The 17,059-nt window shown below is 72.7% G+C and carries 11 protein-coding genes; 3 read left to right on the top strand and 8 right to left on the bottom strand.

The annotated features are described in order from the left end of the window. The first annotated feature begins 240 nt into the window (after window positions 1–240). A complete protein-coding gene (locus tag ACZ7OY_RS40250; RefSeq protein ID WP_472250515.1) occupies window positions 241–3,174 on the top strand; it encodes a glycoside hydrolase family 3 C-terminal domain-containing protein in 2,934 nt (977 codons plus the stop codon). A gap of 84 nt (window positions 3,175–3,258) precedes the next feature. On the opposite strand, the gene ACZ7OY_RS40245 is transcribed toward ACZ7OY_RS40250, so the two are convergent. The 3 genes from ACZ7OY_RS40245 to ACZ7OY_RS40235 form a co-directional block, all read right to left on the bottom strand. Beyond that, the gene (locus tag ACZ7OY_RS40245; protein WP_472250514.1) at window positions 3,259–4,704 is read right to left on the bottom strand and encodes an aldehyde dehydrogenase family protein; all 1,446 of its coding nucleotides are present in this window, start codon (window positions 4,702–4,704) and stop codon (window positions 3,259–3,261) included. Window positions 4,705–4,885: 181 nt separating this feature from the next. After that, complete coding sequence (locus tag ACZ7OY_RS40240) at window positions 4,886–6,580, bottom strand: PucR family transcriptional regulator (RefSeq protein ID WP_472250513.1); 1,695 nt, start codon at window positions 6,578–6,580, stop codon at window positions 4,886–4,888. 157 nt (window positions 6,581–6,737) lie between these two features. After that, window positions 6,738–9,167 (bottom strand): ATP/GTP-binding protein, encoded by a 2,430-nt coding sequence (locus tag ACZ7OY_RS40235; protein ID WP_472250512.1) that lies wholly within the window; start codon window positions 9,165–9,167, stop codon window positions 6,738–6,740. A 267-nt stretch (window positions 9,168–9,434) separates the two neighbouring features. Here ACZ7OY_RS40235 and gabT point away from each other — a divergent pair, with 267 nt between their 5' ends. Then, window positions 9,435–10,769, top strand: a complete 1,335-nt coding sequence (gene gabT / locus ACZ7OY_RS40230; RefSeq protein WP_472250511.1) for a 4-aminobutyrate--2-oxoglutarate transaminase — start codon at window positions 9,435–9,437, stop codon at window positions 10,767–10,769. Between the two features lie 459 nt (window positions 10,770–11,228). Further along, window positions 11,229–12,101 (top strand): phosphatase PAP2 family protein, encoded by an 873-nt coding sequence (locus tag ACZ7OY_RS40225; protein WP_472250510.1) that lies wholly within the window; start codon window positions 11,229–11,231, stop codon window positions 12,099–12,101. Here the strand turns inward: ACZ7OY_RS40225 and ACZ7OY_RS40220 are convergent. The 5 genes from ACZ7OY_RS40220 to ACZ7OY_RS40200 form a co-directional block, all read right to left on the bottom strand. Next, the gene (locus tag ACZ7OY_RS40220; protein ID WP_472250509.1) at window positions 12,098–12,550 is read right to left on the bottom strand and encodes a bifunctional DNA primase/polymerase; all 453 of its coding nucleotides are present in this window, start codon (window positions 12,548–12,550) and stop codon (window positions 12,098–12,100) included. The genes ACZ7OY_RS40225 and ACZ7OY_RS40220 overlap by 4 nt on opposite strands. 150 nt (window positions 12,551–12,700) lie before the next feature. Further along, window positions 12,701–14,119: an NAD(P)/FAD-dependent oxidoreductase gene (locus tag ACZ7OY_RS40215; protein ID WP_472250508.1), complete on the bottom strand. Its 1,419-nt coding sequence runs from the start codon at window positions 14,117–14,119 to the stop codon at window positions 12,701–12,703. A 51-nt stretch (window positions 14,120–14,170) separates the two neighbouring features. After that, window positions 14,171–14,971, bottom strand: coding sequence for an ABC transporter permease (locus tag ACZ7OY_RS40210; RefSeq protein WP_152892724.1), 801 nt, complete (start codon window positions 14,969–14,971; stop codon window positions 14,171–14,173). Next, window positions 14,972–15,904, bottom strand: coding sequence for an ABC transporter permease (locus ACZ7OY_RS40205; RefSeq protein WP_472250507.1), 933 nt, complete (start codon window positions 15,902–15,904; stop codon window positions 14,972–14,974). Continuing rightward, window positions 15,904–17,055 carry an ABC transporter ATP-binding protein gene (locus tag ACZ7OY_RS40200; protein ID WP_472250549.1) on the bottom strand — a complete coding sequence of 384 codons (1,152 nt, stop codon included), beginning with the start codon at window positions 17,053–17,055 and terminating at the stop codon, window positions 15,904–15,906. The genes ACZ7OY_RS40205 and ACZ7OY_RS40200 overlap by 1 nt, the downstream gene beginning before the upstream one ends. Window positions 17,056–17,059: the final 4 nt, after the last annotated feature.

Genomic DNA, 17,059 nt, shown 5'->3' with positions numbered 1-17,059 from the left:
CCTCGCAGTCGAAGCGCTTCGATGTTGCTGCGAGGTTAGGTGAAGGGCAGGGGGTGCACAAGGGTCGCTTCCAAGATTCCTCCGAGGTATACGGACGCCTCGACCGCTTATTCGCTGCTTGCCAAGTCGGCCACCCACCGGACTTGTTGACGCCAAGCACCTTGACACCCACCCCCGTGTCGAATGAGCATCGAAGCGCTTCGAAGGCGTGATGCCGCTGCCTCGCAAGGAGATCCCCACGTGACCGCACCCTCCCCGTCCGCACCGCCGTTTCGCGACCAGCGACTGTCGTTCGCGAAGCGCATCGACGACCTGCTGGGGCGGCTCACCCTCGACGAGAAGGTCTCCTTCCTGCACCAGTTCGCACCGGCCGTGCCGCGCCTGTGCATCGCCGCCTTCCGCACCGGGCAGGAGGCCCTGCACGGCGTGGCGTGGATGGGCCCGGCGACGGTGTTCCCGCAGGCGGTGGGCCTGGGCGCGACCTGGAACCCGGAGCTCGTACGACGGGTCGGCGAGGCGGTGTCCAAGGAGGCCCGCGCGATGCGCTTGCGCGACGACCGGGTGGGCCTGAACGTCTGGTCGCCGACCGTGAACCTGCTGCGCCACCCGCTGTGGGGCCGCAACGAGGAGGGCTACTCGGAGGATCCGCGGCTGACCTCGGCCATCGCGGTCGCGTACACCCGGGGGCTGCGCGGCGATCACCCGGTGTACTGGCGCACCGCGCCCGTCCTGAAGCACTGGCTCGCCCACAACAACGAGACCGCCCGGGACACCGCGTCGAGCTCCGTGCGCCCGCGGGTGCTGCACGAGTACGACCTGCGGGCCTTCCGCGAGACGGTCGAGGCGGGCACGGCGGCCGGGGTGATGCCCGCCTACAACCTGGTCAACGGCCGCCCGAACCATGTCTCGCCGCTGCTGCGCGAGCAGTTGCGCGCCTGGACCGGCGACGACCTCCTGGTGTGCTCGGACGCGGGCGCCCCCTCCAACCTGGTCGACTCCGAGCACTACTTCGACACCCACGAGGAGGCGACGGCCGCCGCCCTGCTGGCCGGCGTCGACAGCTTCACCGACCACGGCACCGACGGCCGGACGATCGTCGCGCGCGTCCGAGGCGCCCTGAAACAGGGCCTGCTGACCGAGGCGGACGTGGACATCGCGGTGCGCCGCCAGCTCTCCGTCCGCTTCCGCCTGGGCGAGTTCGACCCGGACCACGACCCGCACACGGGCACCGGCGACTTCGACACCCCGGCCCACCGCGCGCTGGCCCGGGAGAGCGCCGAGCAGGCGATCGTGCTGCTCGGCAACGACGGCCTGCTGCCCCTCGCCCCCGACACCCGGCTCGCGGTGGTCGGCCTGCTCGCCGACGAGTGCAAACTCGACTGGTACAGCGGCTCGCTCCTGCACCGCTCCACTCCCCTGGAGGCCCTGTACGAGCGGTTCGGCGCCGAGCGCGTCGAGTTCGCGGAGGGCGTGGACCGGGTACGGCTGCGGACCTCCGCGGGGACGTTCCTGCACGTCCCCGCCCCCGACGACGCCACCGAGGACGCCGGCGCGGTGCGCGGCGCCGAGGGCGCGCTGGACCCGGCCCTGCTCGCGGGCCGCACCGATCTGCCCCCGCTCACCACCGACGCCCTCGGTACGGAACTCGCGCTGGCCGACTGGGGCGAGGGCGTCCTGACCCTGCGCGCCCCCGACGGCCGCTATCTGTCGGTCGCCGACGACGGGTACGTCCGCGCCTCCGCCGACCAGCCCGGCGGCTGGGTGGTCCAGGAGACCTTCCGTCTCGAACCCCATGGCGACGGTCACCTCCTCAGGCACCTCGGCACCGGCCGCCCCGTGTGCGTCGCCGCCGACGGCGTACGGGTTGCCGACGGGACCGACACGGCCCCGGAGACGTTCGAAATCGTCCTGGTCGAGCGCGGCGAGGACGCGGTGGCACGGGTCGCCGCGCGGGCGGACGCCGTCCTGGTGGTGGCGGGCAACGACCCGCACATCAACGGCCGCGAGACCGAGGACCGTACGACGCTGCGGCTGCCCGCCCAGCAGGAGCGGCTGCTGCGCGCCGCCCGCGCCGCCAACCCGCGCACGGTGCTGGCGCTGGTCTCGGCGTACCCCTACGCGTTCGCGCCGGACGCGCTGTCCGCCGTGCTGTGGACCGCGCACGGCGGGCAGGCCGCGGGCACCGCCCTGGCCCGGGTGCTGGCCGGCGACGTCTCCCCCGCGGGCAGGCTGCCGCAGACCTGGTACGCCGACGACGCCGACCTGCCCGGCCTCCTCGACTACGACGTGATCGGCTCCCGCCAGACGTACCAGTACTTCGAGGGCACCCCGCTGTTCCCCTTCGGCCACGGGCTGTCGTACGCGTCCTTCGCCTACGCGGAGCTGTCGGCGGAGGTCACGGACGGCACGGTCCGCGTCTCCTGCACGGTCACCAACACCGGTGACGTCACCGCCGACGAGGTCCCCCAGCTCTATCTGCGCGCGGTGAACCCGTCGGTGGTCCGCCCGCGCCGGGAACTGGCGGCGCACAGCAGGATCACCCTGGCGCCCGGTGCGAGCGCGCGGCCGGTCTTCGAAGTCCCCCTCGCGGCCTTCGGGTTCTGGGACGTGGCGCACGGCGCGTGGCGCCTGGAACCGGGCCAGTACGAACTGCTCGTCGGCGCCTCCAGCGAGGACGTCCGGCTGCGCACGACCGTGACGCTCGACGGCGAGCCCGCGGCACCGCGTCCGGTGCGCGAACGGGGCCTGGGCGCGGCCGACTTCGACGAGCAGAGCGGGATCGTGATCGTCGACCGTACGAAGGTGTCCGGCGACGCGGTGACGCCCGGACCGGCCGGGACCGGCGAACTGGTCTACCGCGACTGCGACTTCGGCGCGCGCGTCGGCCGGGTGACGGTGACCGTGGCGGGCACGGGCACGGTCGATGTGTCGCTCGGCGACGGCACGCCGCTCGCCGCCCTCGCCCTCCCCGCACCCGGCCCCGGCCCCGGCCTCGGCTCCAACTCCGGCCCCGGCCCCGGCTCCGGCTCCGGCTCCGGCTCCGGCTCCGGCTCCGGCTCCGGCCCGTACGACTACCGCACGCTCGGCGCCGACTTCGCCGCCGAGGGCGTGCACGACCTGCGGCTCAGGCTGCGCGGCCCGCTGCGGCTCGCGCACGTCGGCTTCTCCGGCTGAGGGTCCGGAGCAGGCCGGCGCAGAGAAGGGGCCCGGCACCGAGTCGATCGGTGCCGGGCCCCTTCGGGGTGGGTGCGTGCTGCGTCAGAGGGCGAGGCCCGTGAGCACCAGGACACGCTCGTAGGTGTAGTCGTCCATCGCGAACTTCACACCCTCGCGGCCCACGCCGGACTGCTTGGCACCGCCGTACGGCATCTGGTCGGCACGGTAGGAGGGCACGTCGCCGATGACGACGCCGCCGACCTCCAGGGCGCGGTGGGCGCGGAAGGCGGCCTGGAGGTCGTGGGTGAACACGCCCGCCTGGAGGCCGTACTTGGAGGAGTTGACGGAGGCGAACGCCTCGGCCTCGCCGTCCACCTTCTGCACGGTGAGCACCGGTCCGAAGACCTCCTCGCAGGCGAGGGTGGTGTCGGCCGGGACGTCGGTGAGCACGGTCGGCGCGTAGGAGGCGCCGTCGCGGTCGCCACCGGTGAGCAGGGTGGCGCCGGCCTCGACGGCCTCCTTCACCCACGCCTCGACACGCTGGGCGGCGGCTTCGCTGACCAGCGGGCCGACGTCCGTCTTGTCGTCGTTCGGGTCACCGGTGACCTGCGCCTCGACGGCGGCGACGATACGCGGCAGCAGCCGGTCGTGGACGGCGGAGTCCACGATGACCCGCTGCACGGAGATGCAGGACTGACCGCCCTGGTAGTTGGAGAAGGTCGCGATCCGGGTCGCGGCCCAGTCCAGGTCCGCGTCGCTCGCGAAGTCGCCGAGGACGACGGCCGCGCCGTTGCCGCCCAGCTCCAGGGTGCAGTGCTTGCGCGGCACCGAGTCCATGATCGCGTAGCCGACCGTCTCGGAACCGGTGAAGGAGATGACGGGCAGGCGCTCGTCCTGGACCAGGGCGGGCATCTTGTCGTTGGCGACCGGGAGGATCGACCAGGAGCCCGCGGGCAGCTCGGTCTCGGCGAGCAGGTCGCCGATGATCAGGCCGGAGAGCGGGGTGGCGGGCGCCGGCTTGAGGATGATGGGCGCGCCGGCCGCGATCGCCGGGGCGACCTTGTGGGCGCACAGGTTCAGCGGGAAGTTGAAGGGCGCGATACCGAGGACGACGCCCTTGGGGAAGCGCCGGGTGAGGGCCAGACGGCCCTGGCCGCCCGCGTCGGTGTCGAGGCGCTGGGCCTCGCCGCCGTTGAAGCGCCGGGCCTCCTCGGCGGCGAACCGGAACACCGAGACGGCGCGGCCGACCTCGCCGCGGGCCCACTTGATCGGCTTGCCGTTCTCGGCGGAGATGAGCTGCGCGATCTCCTCGGTCCGCTCGGCCAGACGCCGGCTGACGTGGTCGAGGGCGGCGGCGCGCACATGGGCCGGGGTGGCGGCGAACTCGTCCCGTACGGCGTACGCGGCGGCCACCGCCTCCTCGACCTGGGCGTCCGTCGGCACGCTGACCTTGCCGACGAGCCGGCCGTCCCACGGGGAGGTGACGTCGAAGCTGTCCTCGCCGGTGACCTGGCGGCCGGCGAGCCAGAAGGCGTAGGTGGAAGTCATGTGCGAGTTCCCGGCCCTTCCGCTTGGAGGTTTTCTTGGCTTTCCTCCACCACGGTAGGCCCGCACGGGCGAGCGGGCGTTTGTCCGTGCAGGAGTGATGGCCGCCCGGGACGCTACGGTTTGGCACGGTCGCCCCCGCACCCTCCACGGCGCCCGGTGACATCTCGGGCTGGGGGTGGGCTCAGGGCCGGGGCGGGGCCGGTTCCGGAGCCGCTGTCGCCTTCAGGGCCAGCCACAGCTCCATCCGTACGTCCGGATCGTCCAATGACCGGCCGAGGATCTCCTCCACCCGCCGCATCCGGTACCGCAGGGTGTGCCGGTGCACCCCCAGGTCGGCCGCCGCCGCGTCCCACTGCCCGTGCCGGGACAGCCAGGCCCGGAGCGAGGCGACGAGGTCGCCGCGGCCGGTCGCGTCGTGCTCGTGCAGCGGCCGCAGCAGCCCGTCCGCGAACGCCTTCACCGCGTCGTCGGCGAGCAGCGGGACCACGGACCCCGCGGCCAGCTGCTCGTGCTCGACGAAGACCCGTCCGCGCCGCCGGGCCACGGACAGTGCCTGTTCGGCCTGCTTGTAGGCCGCGCCGGCCGCGATCGGCCCGGCCGGCGCGGACAGCCCCACGACGAGCTCGTCCTCCTCACCGCCCGACGTCTGCTCGCGCGTCCCCGCGGCCCGCGCCGCCTCCAGCGCCGTCGCGTACTCGCCGCACGCCGCCACGGCCGCGCCCCCGTCCACCGCCAGCACCACCAGCCGCTCCCCCTCCGGGACGACGAGGACGGCCTCCCCGGCGCGCGCGGCGGCGGACTCCGCGGTCTCGGCCAGCCCGCCCAGCGGATCACCGCCCGCCTCGGCGGCCACCAGCGCGGCCGCCGACGGCTTGGCGGCGGCCACGCTCGCGACCGGGTCGGAGTGCGTGCGCGCGAGCGCGGCGGAGGCGGACGCCGACTCGGCGACGATGACCCGGAAGGGCGCGTCGAGCAGCCCGCCGTAGAGGTCTCCGGCGACGGCACGGGCGTGGTCCGGCTCCCCGGCCAGGAGCATGCGCAGCACGGCCGCGCCGACCCGCTGCTCCGCCGCGTGCAGCGAGCGGGAGCGCTCGGTGGTGAGGGTGAGCAGCGCGATGGCCGAGTGGACTGCGTACCGTTCGGCGGTGCCGAGCGCGGCGGCCGTGCCCACGGCGAGCGCCGCCCGCGGGCGGCGGCCGGTGCCGAGCGAGTGGAGTTCGACGCGGTCCTCGTTGCCGGGGCCGCCGACCACCGACGAGGCCGGGGCTGGCCGCTCGCGCAACCGCTCGACATCCGCGGTGAGCCGCGCGGCCCGGCGCAGCGCCCACTCCGGCGCGGTGGCGACGACGGCGCCCGAGGCGTCGTACAGCGCGGCCCAGCCGTCGACCTGTGCGGCGAGTGCGGCGAGCAGGCCCTCGGGGCCGGAGCTCAGGGTCTGCCTGGTCAGTTCGCGCTGGGCGGCGAAGCCCGCGGTCACGGCCCGGTACTGGTCGGCGGCGATCGCGGCGGAGACCGCCTTGCTGATGGCCAGGAACGGCGTGCGGCGCGGCACCTCCAGCAGCGGCAGTCCCTCCTGCTCGGCCGCGTCGACCAGCGCCTTGGGGATGTCGTCGTAGTTGACCCCGACGGCGAAGCCGAGCCCCACCACCCCGGCGCCCACGAGCCGCTTGACGTACCGCAGCATCGCCTCCGGATCCTCCGCGTCCAGGGTCAGCGCGGTGATCAGCAGTAGCTCCCCGCCCTCCATGTACGGGACGGGGTCGGCGAGCTCGCTGACGTGCGCCCACCGGACCGGCACGTCCAGGCGCTCCTCCCCGGCCCGCACGGTCAGCTTGAGTGCGGAGTGGTGGACGAGCGAGGCGAGCGTAGGGGGCATGAGGCCTTCAGGTCTGTGGGTCCGGGCCGGCGCTGTCCGTACGGGTCCGGGCGGCTCCGGTGGTCACCGCGGCCTTTTGGCCGCCGCGTATGAACAACCTATGCCGATTCTGCCTCACCGTACGGTCATCGTGTGACGGTACGTTCACACATGTGGCTCAGCGGCCCCGCGCCGCCCGTCCGTCCCCCAGATCCACCAGCAGCGGCGGCGCGTGATCGCCCTTGATGGTGGTGAGCGACAGCACCGCGTGCCCCGGGGGCACCCCGTGCGCGAGTTCGGAGGCCGACCAGCGCTCCCGTTCGACCTTGCGCACGGTCACCGCCTCCGTGGTCACCGCCTTGCCCGTGACCAGCTTGCGCAGCGCGTGGATGGCGCGGGTCATCGGCTGGTCCGCGAAGACGGTGTGCTGGGCCACCTCCCGCGTCTCCACCCACTCGGTGCCCCAGGCGGCGGCGAACCTGCTGCCGTCCCAGGTCGTCACCCCGGACAGGGCCAGCCGGCAGCCGACCGCGCCGTACAGCGGCCCGTGCAGGGCCTCGGGGACGTCGGCGACGGTGCGCAGCGCGAACACCACGCCCGCGTTCTGCGAGCGCAGCCCCTGCGTACGGCGTACGGACCCGGCGGTGACCGCGCCGGTCGCGTCGTCGAGGACGAGCCCGGCGAAGTGCGCCCGGCCGGTGTCGCGCACGACCGCGGCGAACTGGGCCAGCACGAGCCGGGTGATCAGCCGGGCCGCCTCCTCGTGCCCGTGCTCGGGCAGGTCGACGCGGACCCGCAGCGGATGGTGGGCCACCGCGCGCAGCGAGAACGGGCGGATCGTGTCGTCGCCCGCGCCGAAGAAGTCGGCGAAGGCGGGCCGGTCCAGCAGGGCGAGCCGGTCGGCGAGGGCCGGGGCCGGGTCGGCGGGGGTGCCGGCCTGCCGGAGCCGGGCGTCGAGCTCGCGGCGCATCGCGAGGTGCCGTTCGCCCGCCAGCGCCTCGCGCAGGGCCGCCAGCGCCGTCGGCTCGCCCTCCAGCAGTTCCCGCAGCACGGGCAGGGTCGGAAACGCGCCGTACGCCGCCCGGTACGGTCCGAGCAGCTGGGCCAGCGTCGTGGCGGCCCGCTGGGCGCCGACGGTGTCCAGGTCGCCGGCCAGGGCCTCGGCGAGGAGGCCGGCGGCCTCGTCGGGATCGTCGGACTCGGCGTAGGGATCCAGGTCGTGGACGGAGGCGGGGTTGCCGACGCGCACCACGACGTCGAACGCCGAGTCCGGGCCGAGCGGCGTCCCGGCCGCGCAGACGGCGACCACCGCGCACCGGCCGGTCAGGGCCTGGAGGGCGAGGGACTCGACCACGGGAGCGATCACGTGCCGGGTCTTGCCGGACCCCGAAGGGCCGACGACGAGGAGCGAGGTGCCGAGGGTCTCCGGGCCGAGGGCCGCGCCCGCCCCGCCGTACGCCGCCGGGGTGCGGTCGCCGCTCGCCCACCGTCCGATGCGCACCTGTCCCGCGAGCAGGTCGTGCCGGGCGGTGCGGCCGGGCAGGTCCCGGGCGCCGGAGGGGTGGGTGAGGGCGGCGGCGCCCTGGCGCAGCACGGCGTCGGTGAAGGTCGTGAGCCGCGCCAGGCTCCTGGCCTGGGTCCAGGCGTGCGCGACCCGGGCGCAGTCCACGTCGTTCATCCGGCCTGCCTGCACCTCGGCGGTGAGGAGGTCCGCCGCCTCGCGCTGCCCGGCGGCGCGCAGTTCGGGCCAGGTCGCCCGGGACTCGTCCGGGGCCGGCTGCGGGGTCGCGCCCGCCTTGGTGCCGCCGCGGGCCGCGAGCCGGGTCCGCAGCAGCGGCCACCAGCCGCCGATCCTGACGAAGGGCCACAGGACGAGCAGGGTGATCAGGGCGTAGAGCGCGTCCGTGGTCAGCGCCGAGGTGAAGACGTCGTAGCCGCCGGTGATCAGGACGACGAGGGAGAACAAAGGGTCCACGACGGGCAGGGCGTCCCAGCCGACACCGAAGGCGCCCGGGAAGACGAAGCTCAGCGTGACCAGCGCGCCCAGGGCCGCGAGCAGGGCGCGCACGGGCTGCTCGCGCCGGGTGACCAGGTGCCGGACGATGTCCCCCCAGCTGCCCAGCCGGCCCATGGCGTACACGAGCACGGCGAAGAAGACGCCGTCGTAGACCACCCTGGCCTCGGCGCCGTCCATGCCCTTGGGGGACGCGAGGGTGCCGCCCCACCACCAGTCGTCCGGGGTGAACAGCCGCAGCAGCGCCCACTGGTACGGCAGCGTGCCGCGGCGCCACAGGGACCACAGCAGCAGTGCGACGACCAGCGGGACCAGCACGCCGACGACGGTGACCGGGGCCAGTCGCTGCGCGGCCCGGGCCGCCTTGGGCAGCCGGTAGCCGAGCCGCCAGATGCCGGGCCGGGCGTCCGGGCGGGGCGCGTCCAGCCAGTCGGCGACGGCCGGCCGGGTCCGCGCGCCCGGTTCGGGGGCGCGCGCGGGCGGTGGCGGCACCGTGGGCCTGGCCGGGACGGCCGGCACCTCCGTCGGTCCCGCCGGGCGCGGCACGGGATTCGCATGCGTGCCCCGCGCGTCCTGCGTCCCGTCGCTGTCCATCGCCGTTGCCCCCTGACCAGCCGCTCCGTCCACCATCAGCGAGTCAATCTAACGCCCCCGCAAGGGGAGTTCACCGCTTACCCGGCCGGACCGCGGCAATGCCCCGGGAGCCTTCTATGTCCACGGCGGACAACCGGCGCCGCGGAAAACGCCCACATGGAGCATGCCCACCCCACCCTCCCCGTCCTAGCCTGCGAGAAAAGAGGTAAGCGTCCGAAAACGCCCGCCCGGATTCTCCGGTTTCGCAAGATCTTCAGGGAGCCCCCCATGACCGCACTTCCGCAGGAGCGCCGCGTCGTCACCGCCATCCCCGGCCCGAAGTCGCAGGAGCTTCAGGCCCGCCGTCTGGCCGCGGTCGCGGCCGGCGTGGGTTCCACGCTCCCGGTCTTCACCGCCCGCGCGGGCGGCGGCATCATCGAGGACGTCGACGGCAACCGTCTCATCGACTTCGGCTCCGGCATCGCCGTGACCTCGGTCGGCGCCTCCGCCGAGGCCGTGGTGCGCCGCGCCTCCGCGCAGCTCGCCGACTTCACCCACACCTGTTTCATGGTCACGCCCTACGAGGGTTACGTGGCGGTCGCCGAGGCCCTGGCCGAGCTCACCCCGGGTGACCACGCCAAGAAGTCCGCGCTGTTCAACAGCGGCGCCGAGGCCGTCGAGAACGCCGTGAAGATCGCCCGCGCCTACACCAAGCGCCAGGCGGTCGTCGTGTTCGACCACGGCTACCACGGCCGGACGAACCTGACGATGGCGCTCACGGCCAAGAACATGCCGTACAAGCACGGCTTCGGCCCCTTCGCGCCCGAGGTCTACCGGGTGCCGGTGGCGTACGGCTACCGCTGGCTGACCGGCCCGGAGAACGCCGGCGCCGAGGCCTCCGCCCAGGCCATCGACATGATCAGCAAGCAGATCGGGGCGGAGAACGTCGCCGCGATCATCATCGAGCCGGTGCTCGGCGAGGGCGGCTTCATCGAGCCGGCCAAGGGCTTCCTGCCTGCCATCAGCAAGTTCGCCAAGGACAACGGCATCGTCTTCGTCGCGGACGAGATCCAGTCCGGCTTCTGCCGCACCGGTCAGTGGTTCGCGTGCGAGGACGAGGGCATCGTCCCGGACCTGATCACCACCGCCAAGGGCATCGCGGGCGGTCTGCCGCTCGCCGCCGTCACCGGCCGCGCCGAGATCATGGACGCCGCGCACGCGGGCGGCCTGGGCGGCACCTACGGCGGCAACCCGGTGGCCTGCGCGGGTGCGCTCGGCGCCATCGAGACGATGAAGGAGCTCGACCTCAACGCCAAGGCGAAGAACATCGAGGCCGTCATGAAGGCGCGCCTGACCGCCATGGCCGAGAAGTTCGACATCATCGGCGACGTCCGTGGCCGTGGCGCGATGATCGCCATCGAGCTGGTCAAGGACCGGGCCACCAAGGAGCCGCACCCGGAGGCGGCCGCCGCGCTGGCCAAGGCCTGCCACCAGGAGGGCCTGCTGGTCCTGACCTGTGGCACCTACGGCAACGTGCTTCGCTTCCTGCCCCCGCTGGTCATCGGCGAGGACCTGCTCAACGAGGGTCTCGACATCATCGAGCAGGCCTTCGCGCGCATCTGAGCCCACTTCCCGCACGTCTGAGGGATGAACGGCAGAGCGTGTGAAGAACGTGTGCGAGGTGGATGGCAGGACCCGGTTCCGGCTGTCCCGGGGGGATCCGCTGCCGTAGGTTCTCTCCAGATGAGAGATACACCCTCACCCGCAGGGGACTGCGGGTGACCTCAGGTCCGAGGCCTCCCCAGCTTCGACCTGGTCGTGCCCTCGCGCACACAACCGGGGTCCCGGCCCCGGATTTCCTCACCGATCGGACAGTCGCCCGCCCCAGACCCCCCGGGGCGCGCGGCCTGCCGATCCGGACGGCCGCCTCGGAACCACCCCCCCTTGTTCCGGGGCGGCCGACCTGCACTCTGTCACCGCGCCACCGAACCGCCCCGCTCGCCCCGGCGAACGGGGCGGTTCGCGTCGTCCGGGAGCCGCGGTGTTCCCGTGCTCCGGCTCGAACCTGGCAGGGTGGAGTCCATGCCGACCCGCCCGGACCCGCAGCCCGAGTGCGGTCCCGCGCCGCCGACCGCCGCAGGACCGCCCACCGTCACGACACCGCCGACCGTCACGACACCGCCCACTGTCGCGACGCCGCCGACCGTGACGACACCGCCCACTGTCGCGACGCCGCCGACCGTGACGACACCGTCCGCTGTCGCGAAAGCGCCCGTCGCCGCGACGGCGCCGACCGGGCGGCGACCACGCCCGCTCCTGCTGCTCGTGCCCGGGGTACCCGCGCTCCTGTTCGCCCTCATCACCTGGCAGGTCCTCGCCGACGGACCGCTGCTGCGCGTGGACGAACGGGTCAGCCACGCCCTGGTCCGTCCCGACCGCCTCGGCGAGCTGCTCTCCGACCTCGGCGGCGTCCCGGTCGCTGTGCCCGTCCTGGCCCTGGTCGCGGTGTACGCCGCCCGGGCGGGCCGGGCCGCGGGAGCGCCCCGCTGGTGGCTGCCGCCGCTGGCCGCGGCCGCGCTGATGATCCTGGTCCCGGCGGTCGTCGTCCCGCTCAAGGAGTGGACCGCCCGCCCGGGCACCCCGGCCGTGCCGCCCGCGGTCGGCTACTACCCCTCCGGCCACACCGTCACCGCCGCCGTCGCCTACGGTGCCGCGACCCTGCTGCTCCTGCCCCTGCTGCGCCCCGGCCCGGCCCGCCGCGCGCTGCTCGGCGGCTGCCTCGTCCTGGTGCTCGGCGTCGGCTACGGCCTGGTCCGGCGCGGCTACCACTGGCCGCTGGACGTCGTGGCCGGCTGGTGCCTGGGCACGGTGCTGCTCTTCGCGCTGTGGCGCCTTCTCCTCCGGCTGTCCTCGGGGAACACTCCCCTGAACAACACCCCCCGGCGGCGGCCCTAACCGCCCTCCTCCATCGCCAGGCCCGCCGCCGCCTCGTGCATCGCCAGTTCCAGGAGGGCCGGGTCGGTGACGGTGCCGGTGCCGTCCGGCGGGACCAGCCAGCGGACCTTGCCGGTGGATCTGCCCGGATACGGCACGACGATCCAGCTTCCGGCGCCGACCGTACGGATGCCGGTGCCGAGCCAGCGGGCCGCGGTGCCGGGCGGCACCAGGAAGCCGACGCGCGCGTCGCCGAAGTCGGCCAGCACCGGACCCGGCTGGTCGAGGATGCGGGTGAGCACGTCGAGCGTCGGAAGGCCCAGCTCGCCCGGCAGGATCAGTACGTCCCAGGCCTTGCCGGCCGGCAGCAACGCGATCCCTCGGGGGTTGCGCTCCCACTCGAAGCGGCAGGCCTCGGGGTCGGGTGCGACGGATGCCAGCCAGTCGACGGCCGTCTTCGCGCCGGTCATGAGAGGACCTCCCCGTGTCTCGTGGACGCTGTCGCGTCACGAGGGAGAGGGAGGTCCCCCGTCGGCATTACGCGGGTTGCGGCTCCTCGAAGGAGTGAACCCGGTCACACCCGTCGGCCGACCTGCGCCCGGTGACGGGCACGCCGCCGGTCAGCTGTCGAAGCCGAGGCCCAGCCGGTCCATCGTCTTCAGCCACAGGTTGCGCCGGCCGGCGTGCGCGTCGGCCCGTGCCAGCGACCACTTGGTGAGCGCGATCCCGGTCCAGGCGAACGGCTCCGGCGGGAAGGGCAGCGGCTTCCTGCGCACCATCGCCAGTTCCGTGCGCTCGGTCCGCTCGCCCGCCAGCAGGTCCAGCATCACGTCGGCACCGAACCGGGTCGCGCCGACGCCCAGCCCCGTGAAGCCGGCCGCATAGGCGACCTTCCCCTGGTGGGCCGTGCCGAAGAAGGCCGAGAAGCGCGAGCAGGTGTCGATCGCGCCGCCCCACGCGTGGGTGAAGCGGACGCCCTCCAGCTGCGGGAAGCAGGTGAAGAAGTGCCCGGCGAGCTTGGCGTACGTCTCCGGCCGGTCCTCGTACTCGGCGCGCACCCGGCCGCCGTACGGATAGATCGCGTCGTAGCCGCCCCACAGGATCCGGTTGTCCGCCGACAGCCGGAAGTAGTGGAACTGGTTCGCCGAGTCCCCGAGGCCCTGCCGGTTCTTCCAGCCGACCGACGCCAGCTGGGCGTCGGTCAGCGGCTCGGTCATCAGGGCGTAGTCGTAGACCGGCACGGTGTACGCCCGTACCCGCTTGACCAGGCTCGGGAAGATGTTCGTACCCAGTGCCACCCGACGGGCGCGGACCTCGCCGTACGGGGTGCCCACGGCCATGCCGGCGCCGTACGGCTTCAGGGTCAGGGCGGGGGTGTGCTCGTAGATCCGTACGCCCGACTCCAGGCAGGCCTTCTTCAGGCCCCAGGCCAGCTTGGCCGGGTCGACCATGGCCACGCCCCGGCGGTCCCACAGACCGGCCTGGAAGGTCGGCGAGGCGACCTGCTCGCGCACGGCGTCGGCGTCCAGGAACTCGATGCCGTCGGCGAGGCCCTTGCGCTCCAGTTCCGTGTACCAGTCGCGCAGCTCCCACGCCTGGTACGTCTCGGTGGCGACGTCGATCTCGCCGGTGCGCTCGAAGTCGCAGTCGAGGGAGTAGCGGGCGACCGCCTTCTCGATCTCGTCGAGGTTGCGGGCGCCCAGCTCCTCCAGCTTGTGGATCTCGTCCGGCCAGCGGGTGAGGCCGTTGGGCAGGCCGTGCGTGAGGGAGGCGGCACAGAAACCGCCGTTGCGGCCCGAGGCGGCCCAGCCCACCTCACGGCCTTCCAGCAGCACCACGTCACGGTGCGGATCGCGTTCCTTGGCGATCAGCGCGGTCCACAGTCCGCTGTAGCCGCCGCCCACGACCAGCAGGTCGCAGGTCTCGGGGCCGGTGAGCGCGGGCTCGGGGTGGGGCTTGCCGGGGTCTTCGAGCCAGTACGGGACCGGCTGTGCTTCGGAAAGAGACTTTGTCCACCGGGTCATGGCGCTTGGGGCCATGATTTCAACTCCCTACGAAGGGTCTATCGAAACGGGATTACCGCGAAAGGCTCATGCCTTTTGCCTGCCGCGGCGGTTTCCGATGAGCATGGAAACCAGGACGAACAGTACGGCGAGCAGGAACATGGCCGTACCGATGACATTGATCTGGACGGGCGTGCCGCGCTGTGCCGAACCCCAGACGAACATGGGGAACGTGACGGTCGAACCCGCGTTGAAATTGGTGATGATGAAATCGTCGAAGGAGAGCGCGAAGGACAGCAGCGCGCCGGCGGCGATTCCGGGGGCCGCGATGGGCAGGGTGACCCGCAGGAACGTCTGCACCGGTCCGGCGTAGAGGTCCTGGGCCGCCTGCTCCAGACGCGGGTCCATCGACATCACGCGCGCCTTGACCGCGGTGACGACGAAGCTGAGGCAGAACATGATGTGGGCGATCAGGATCGTCCAGAAGCCCAGCTGGGCGCCCATGTTGAGGAACAGGGTGAGCAGCGAGGCGGCCATGACGACCTCGGGCATCGCCATCGGCAGGAAGATCAGCGAGTTCACCGCGCCGCGGGCGCGGAAGCGGTAGCGGACCAGCGCGAAGGCGATCATCGTGCCCAGGACGGTGGCGCCGACCGTCGCCCAGAAGGCGATCTGGAGGCTGAGCGACAGCGAGCCGCACATGTCGGCGACGCCGCACGGATCCTTCCAGGCGTCCGTGGAGAACTGCTGCCACTGGTAGTTGAAGCGGCCCTTCGGTTTGTTGAAGGAGAACACCGTGACGACGATGTTCGGCAGCAGCAGATAGGAGAGCGTCAGCAGTCCCGCGATGACCACGAGATGGCGCTTGAGCCAGTTGACGAAGGGCATTTAGACCAGATCCTCCGTCCCGGACCTGCGGATGTAGAAAGTGACCATGAGGAGAATCGCGGCCATGAGGATGAAGGACAGCGCCGCGGCCGTCGGATAGTCGAGAATGCGCAGGAACTGCGTCTGGATGACGTTTCCGATCATGCGGGTGTCGGTGGAGCCGAGCAGTTCGGCGTTGACGTAGTCGCCGGCCGCCGGGATGAAGGTCAGCAGCGTGCCGGAGACCACCCCGGGCATCGACAGCGGGAAGGTGACCTTGCGGAAGGTCGTGACCGGCCTGGCGTACAGGTCGCCCGCCGCCTCGTGCAGCCGTCCGTCGATGCGCTCCAGCGAGGTGTAGAGCGGCAGGATCATGAACGGCAGGAAGTTGTACGTCAGACCGCACACCACCGCCAGCGGGGTGGCCAGGACGCGGTCGCCGGCCGTCCAGCCGAGCCAGCTGGTGACGTCCAGGACGTGCAGCGTGTTCAGGGCGCCGACGACCGGGCCGCCGTCCGCGAGGATCGTCTTCCAGGCGAGGGTGCGGATCAGGAAGCTGGTGAAGAACGGCGCGATCACCAGGATCATGATCAGGTTGCGCCAGCGGCCCGCGCGGAAGGCGATCAGGTACGCCAGCGGGTAGCCCAGCACCAGGCACAGCACGGTGGCGGCGCCCGCGTAGAAGACCGACCGCAGGAACTGCGGCCAGTACTCGCTCAGCGCGTCCCAGTAGGTCGCGAAGTGCCAGGTGACCTTGTAGCCCTCTTCCAGGGAGCCCGTCTGCACGGAGGTGGAGCCCTGGTAGATCATCGGCAGCGCGAAGAAGACAAGGAGCCACAGGAGTCCGGGCAGCAGCAGCCAGTACGGGACGAGGCGGCCCCGCTGCTTCGGCGGCTTCCGGTCGGCCGGCGGCGCGAGGGGTGGCGCTTCGGCCTCGGTGACGGTGGTGGTCATCAGGCGGCCTCCTCCTCGGCCGTCTCGACGCCCGCGTCGATGTCCTGGTCGGCGTCGAGGCCGAAGGTGTGCTCCGGGCTCCAGTGCAGGACGACCTCGGCACCGGGCGCGAGCCGGGAGTCGCGGTCGATGTTCTGGACGTAGACCTCGAACTCGGGGCAGACGGGGCTGTCGATCACGTACTGCGTGGAGACCCCGATGAAGCTGGACTGCGCGATCCTGCCGGTGACGCGGTTGCGGCCGTCGGGTATCTTGTCCGCCTCGTCGGCGTGGGTGAGGGAGATCTTCTCCGGGCGGACCCCGACGAGCACCTTGCCGCCGGTCGTCGTGGGCGCGGAACAGCGCGCCTCGGGCAGGACGAGCCTGCCGCCGCCGGCCTTCAGGACGATCTCGGCGCCGGTCTTGGCGTCGACCTCGGCCTCGATGAGGTTGGAGGTGCCGAGGAAGTTCGCGACGAACGTCGTCTGCGGGTTCTCGTAGAGGTCGGCGGGCGAGCCGAGCTGCTCGACCCGGCCCGCGTTCATCACCGCGACCGTGTCGGCCATGGTCATGGCCTCCTCCTGGTCGTGGGTGACGTGGACGAAGGTGATGCCCACCTCGGTCTGGATGCGCTTGAGCTCCAGCTGCATCTGGCGGCGCAGCTTGAGGTCGAGGGCGCCGAGCGGCTCGTCGAGCAGCAGCACCTTGGGGTGGTTGATCAGCGCGCGGGCCACGGCGACGCGCTGCTGCTGGCCGCCGGAGAGCTGGTGGGGTTTCTTGCGCGCCTGCTCGCCGAGCTGGACGAGGTCGAGCATCTCCTCGACCTGCTTCTTGACGCTCTTGATCCCGCGCCGGCGCAGGCCGAAGGCGACGTTCTCGAAGATGTCCAGGTGCGGGAAGAGGGCGTACGACTGGAAGACGGTGTTCACCGGCCGCTTGTACGGCGGCAGGTGCGTCACCTCCTCGTCGCCGAGGTGCACGGTGCCGGAGGAAGGTTCCTCCAGACCGGCGATCATGCGCAGGGTGGTGGTCTTGCCGCAGCCCGAGGCGCCGAGCAGGGCGAAGAAGGAGCCCTGAGGCACGGTCAGGTCGAGCGGGTGCACGGCGGTGAAGGAGCCGTAGGTCTTGCTGATCCCGGTGAGGCGGACGTCGCCGCTGTTCTCTGTCGTCATCATC

Source organism: Streptomyces sp. NPDC107559 (assembly GCF_055657365.1).
The sequence above is the reverse complement of the archived record's forward strand: the minus strand, read 5'-3'. Positions and strand labels throughout refer to the sequence as shown.

Excerpts from the sequence above, each read along its gene's own strand:
- ACZ7OY_RS40245 (WP_472250514.1), bottom strand. The coding sequence starts at position 4,704 with ATGACTTCCACCTACGCCTTCTGGCTCGCCGGCCGCCAGGTCACCGGC.
- ACZ7OY_RS40240 (WP_472250513.1), bottom strand. The coding sequence starts at position 6,580 with ATGCCCCCTACGCTCGCCTCGCTCGTCCACCACTCCGCACTCAAGCTG.
- ACZ7OY_RS40235 (WP_472250512.1), bottom strand. The coding sequence starts at position 9,167 with ATGGACAGCGACGGGACGCAGGACGCGCGGGGCACGCATGCGAATCCC.
- gabT (WP_472250511.1), top strand. The coding sequence starts at position 9,435 with ATGACCGCACTTCCGCAGGAGCGCCGCGTCGTCACCGCCATCCCCGGC.
- ACZ7OY_RS40225 (WP_472250510.1), top strand. The coding sequence starts at position 11,229 with ATGCCGACCCGCCCGGACCCGCAGCCCGAGTGCGGTCCCGCGCCGCCG.
- ACZ7OY_RS40220 (WP_472250509.1), bottom strand. The coding sequence starts at position 12,550 with ATGACCGGCGCGAAGACGGCCGTCGACTGGCTGGCATCCGTCGCACCC.
- ACZ7OY_RS40215 (WP_472250508.1), bottom strand. The coding sequence starts at position 14,119 with ATGGCCCCAAGCGCCATGACCCGGTGGACAAAGTCTCTTTCCGAAGCA.
- ACZ7OY_RS40210 (WP_152892724.1), bottom strand. The coding sequence starts at position 14,971 with ATGCCCTTCGTCAACTGGCTCAAGCGCCATCTCGTGGTCATCGCGGGA.
- ACZ7OY_RS40205 (WP_472250507.1), bottom strand. The coding sequence starts at position 15,904 with ATGACCACCACCGTCACCGAGGCCGAAGCGCCACCCCTCGCGCCGCCG.
- ACZ7OY_RS40200 (WP_472250549.1), bottom strand. The coding sequence starts at position 17,055 with ATGACGACAGAGAACAGCGGCGACGTCCGCCTCACCGGGATCAGCAAG.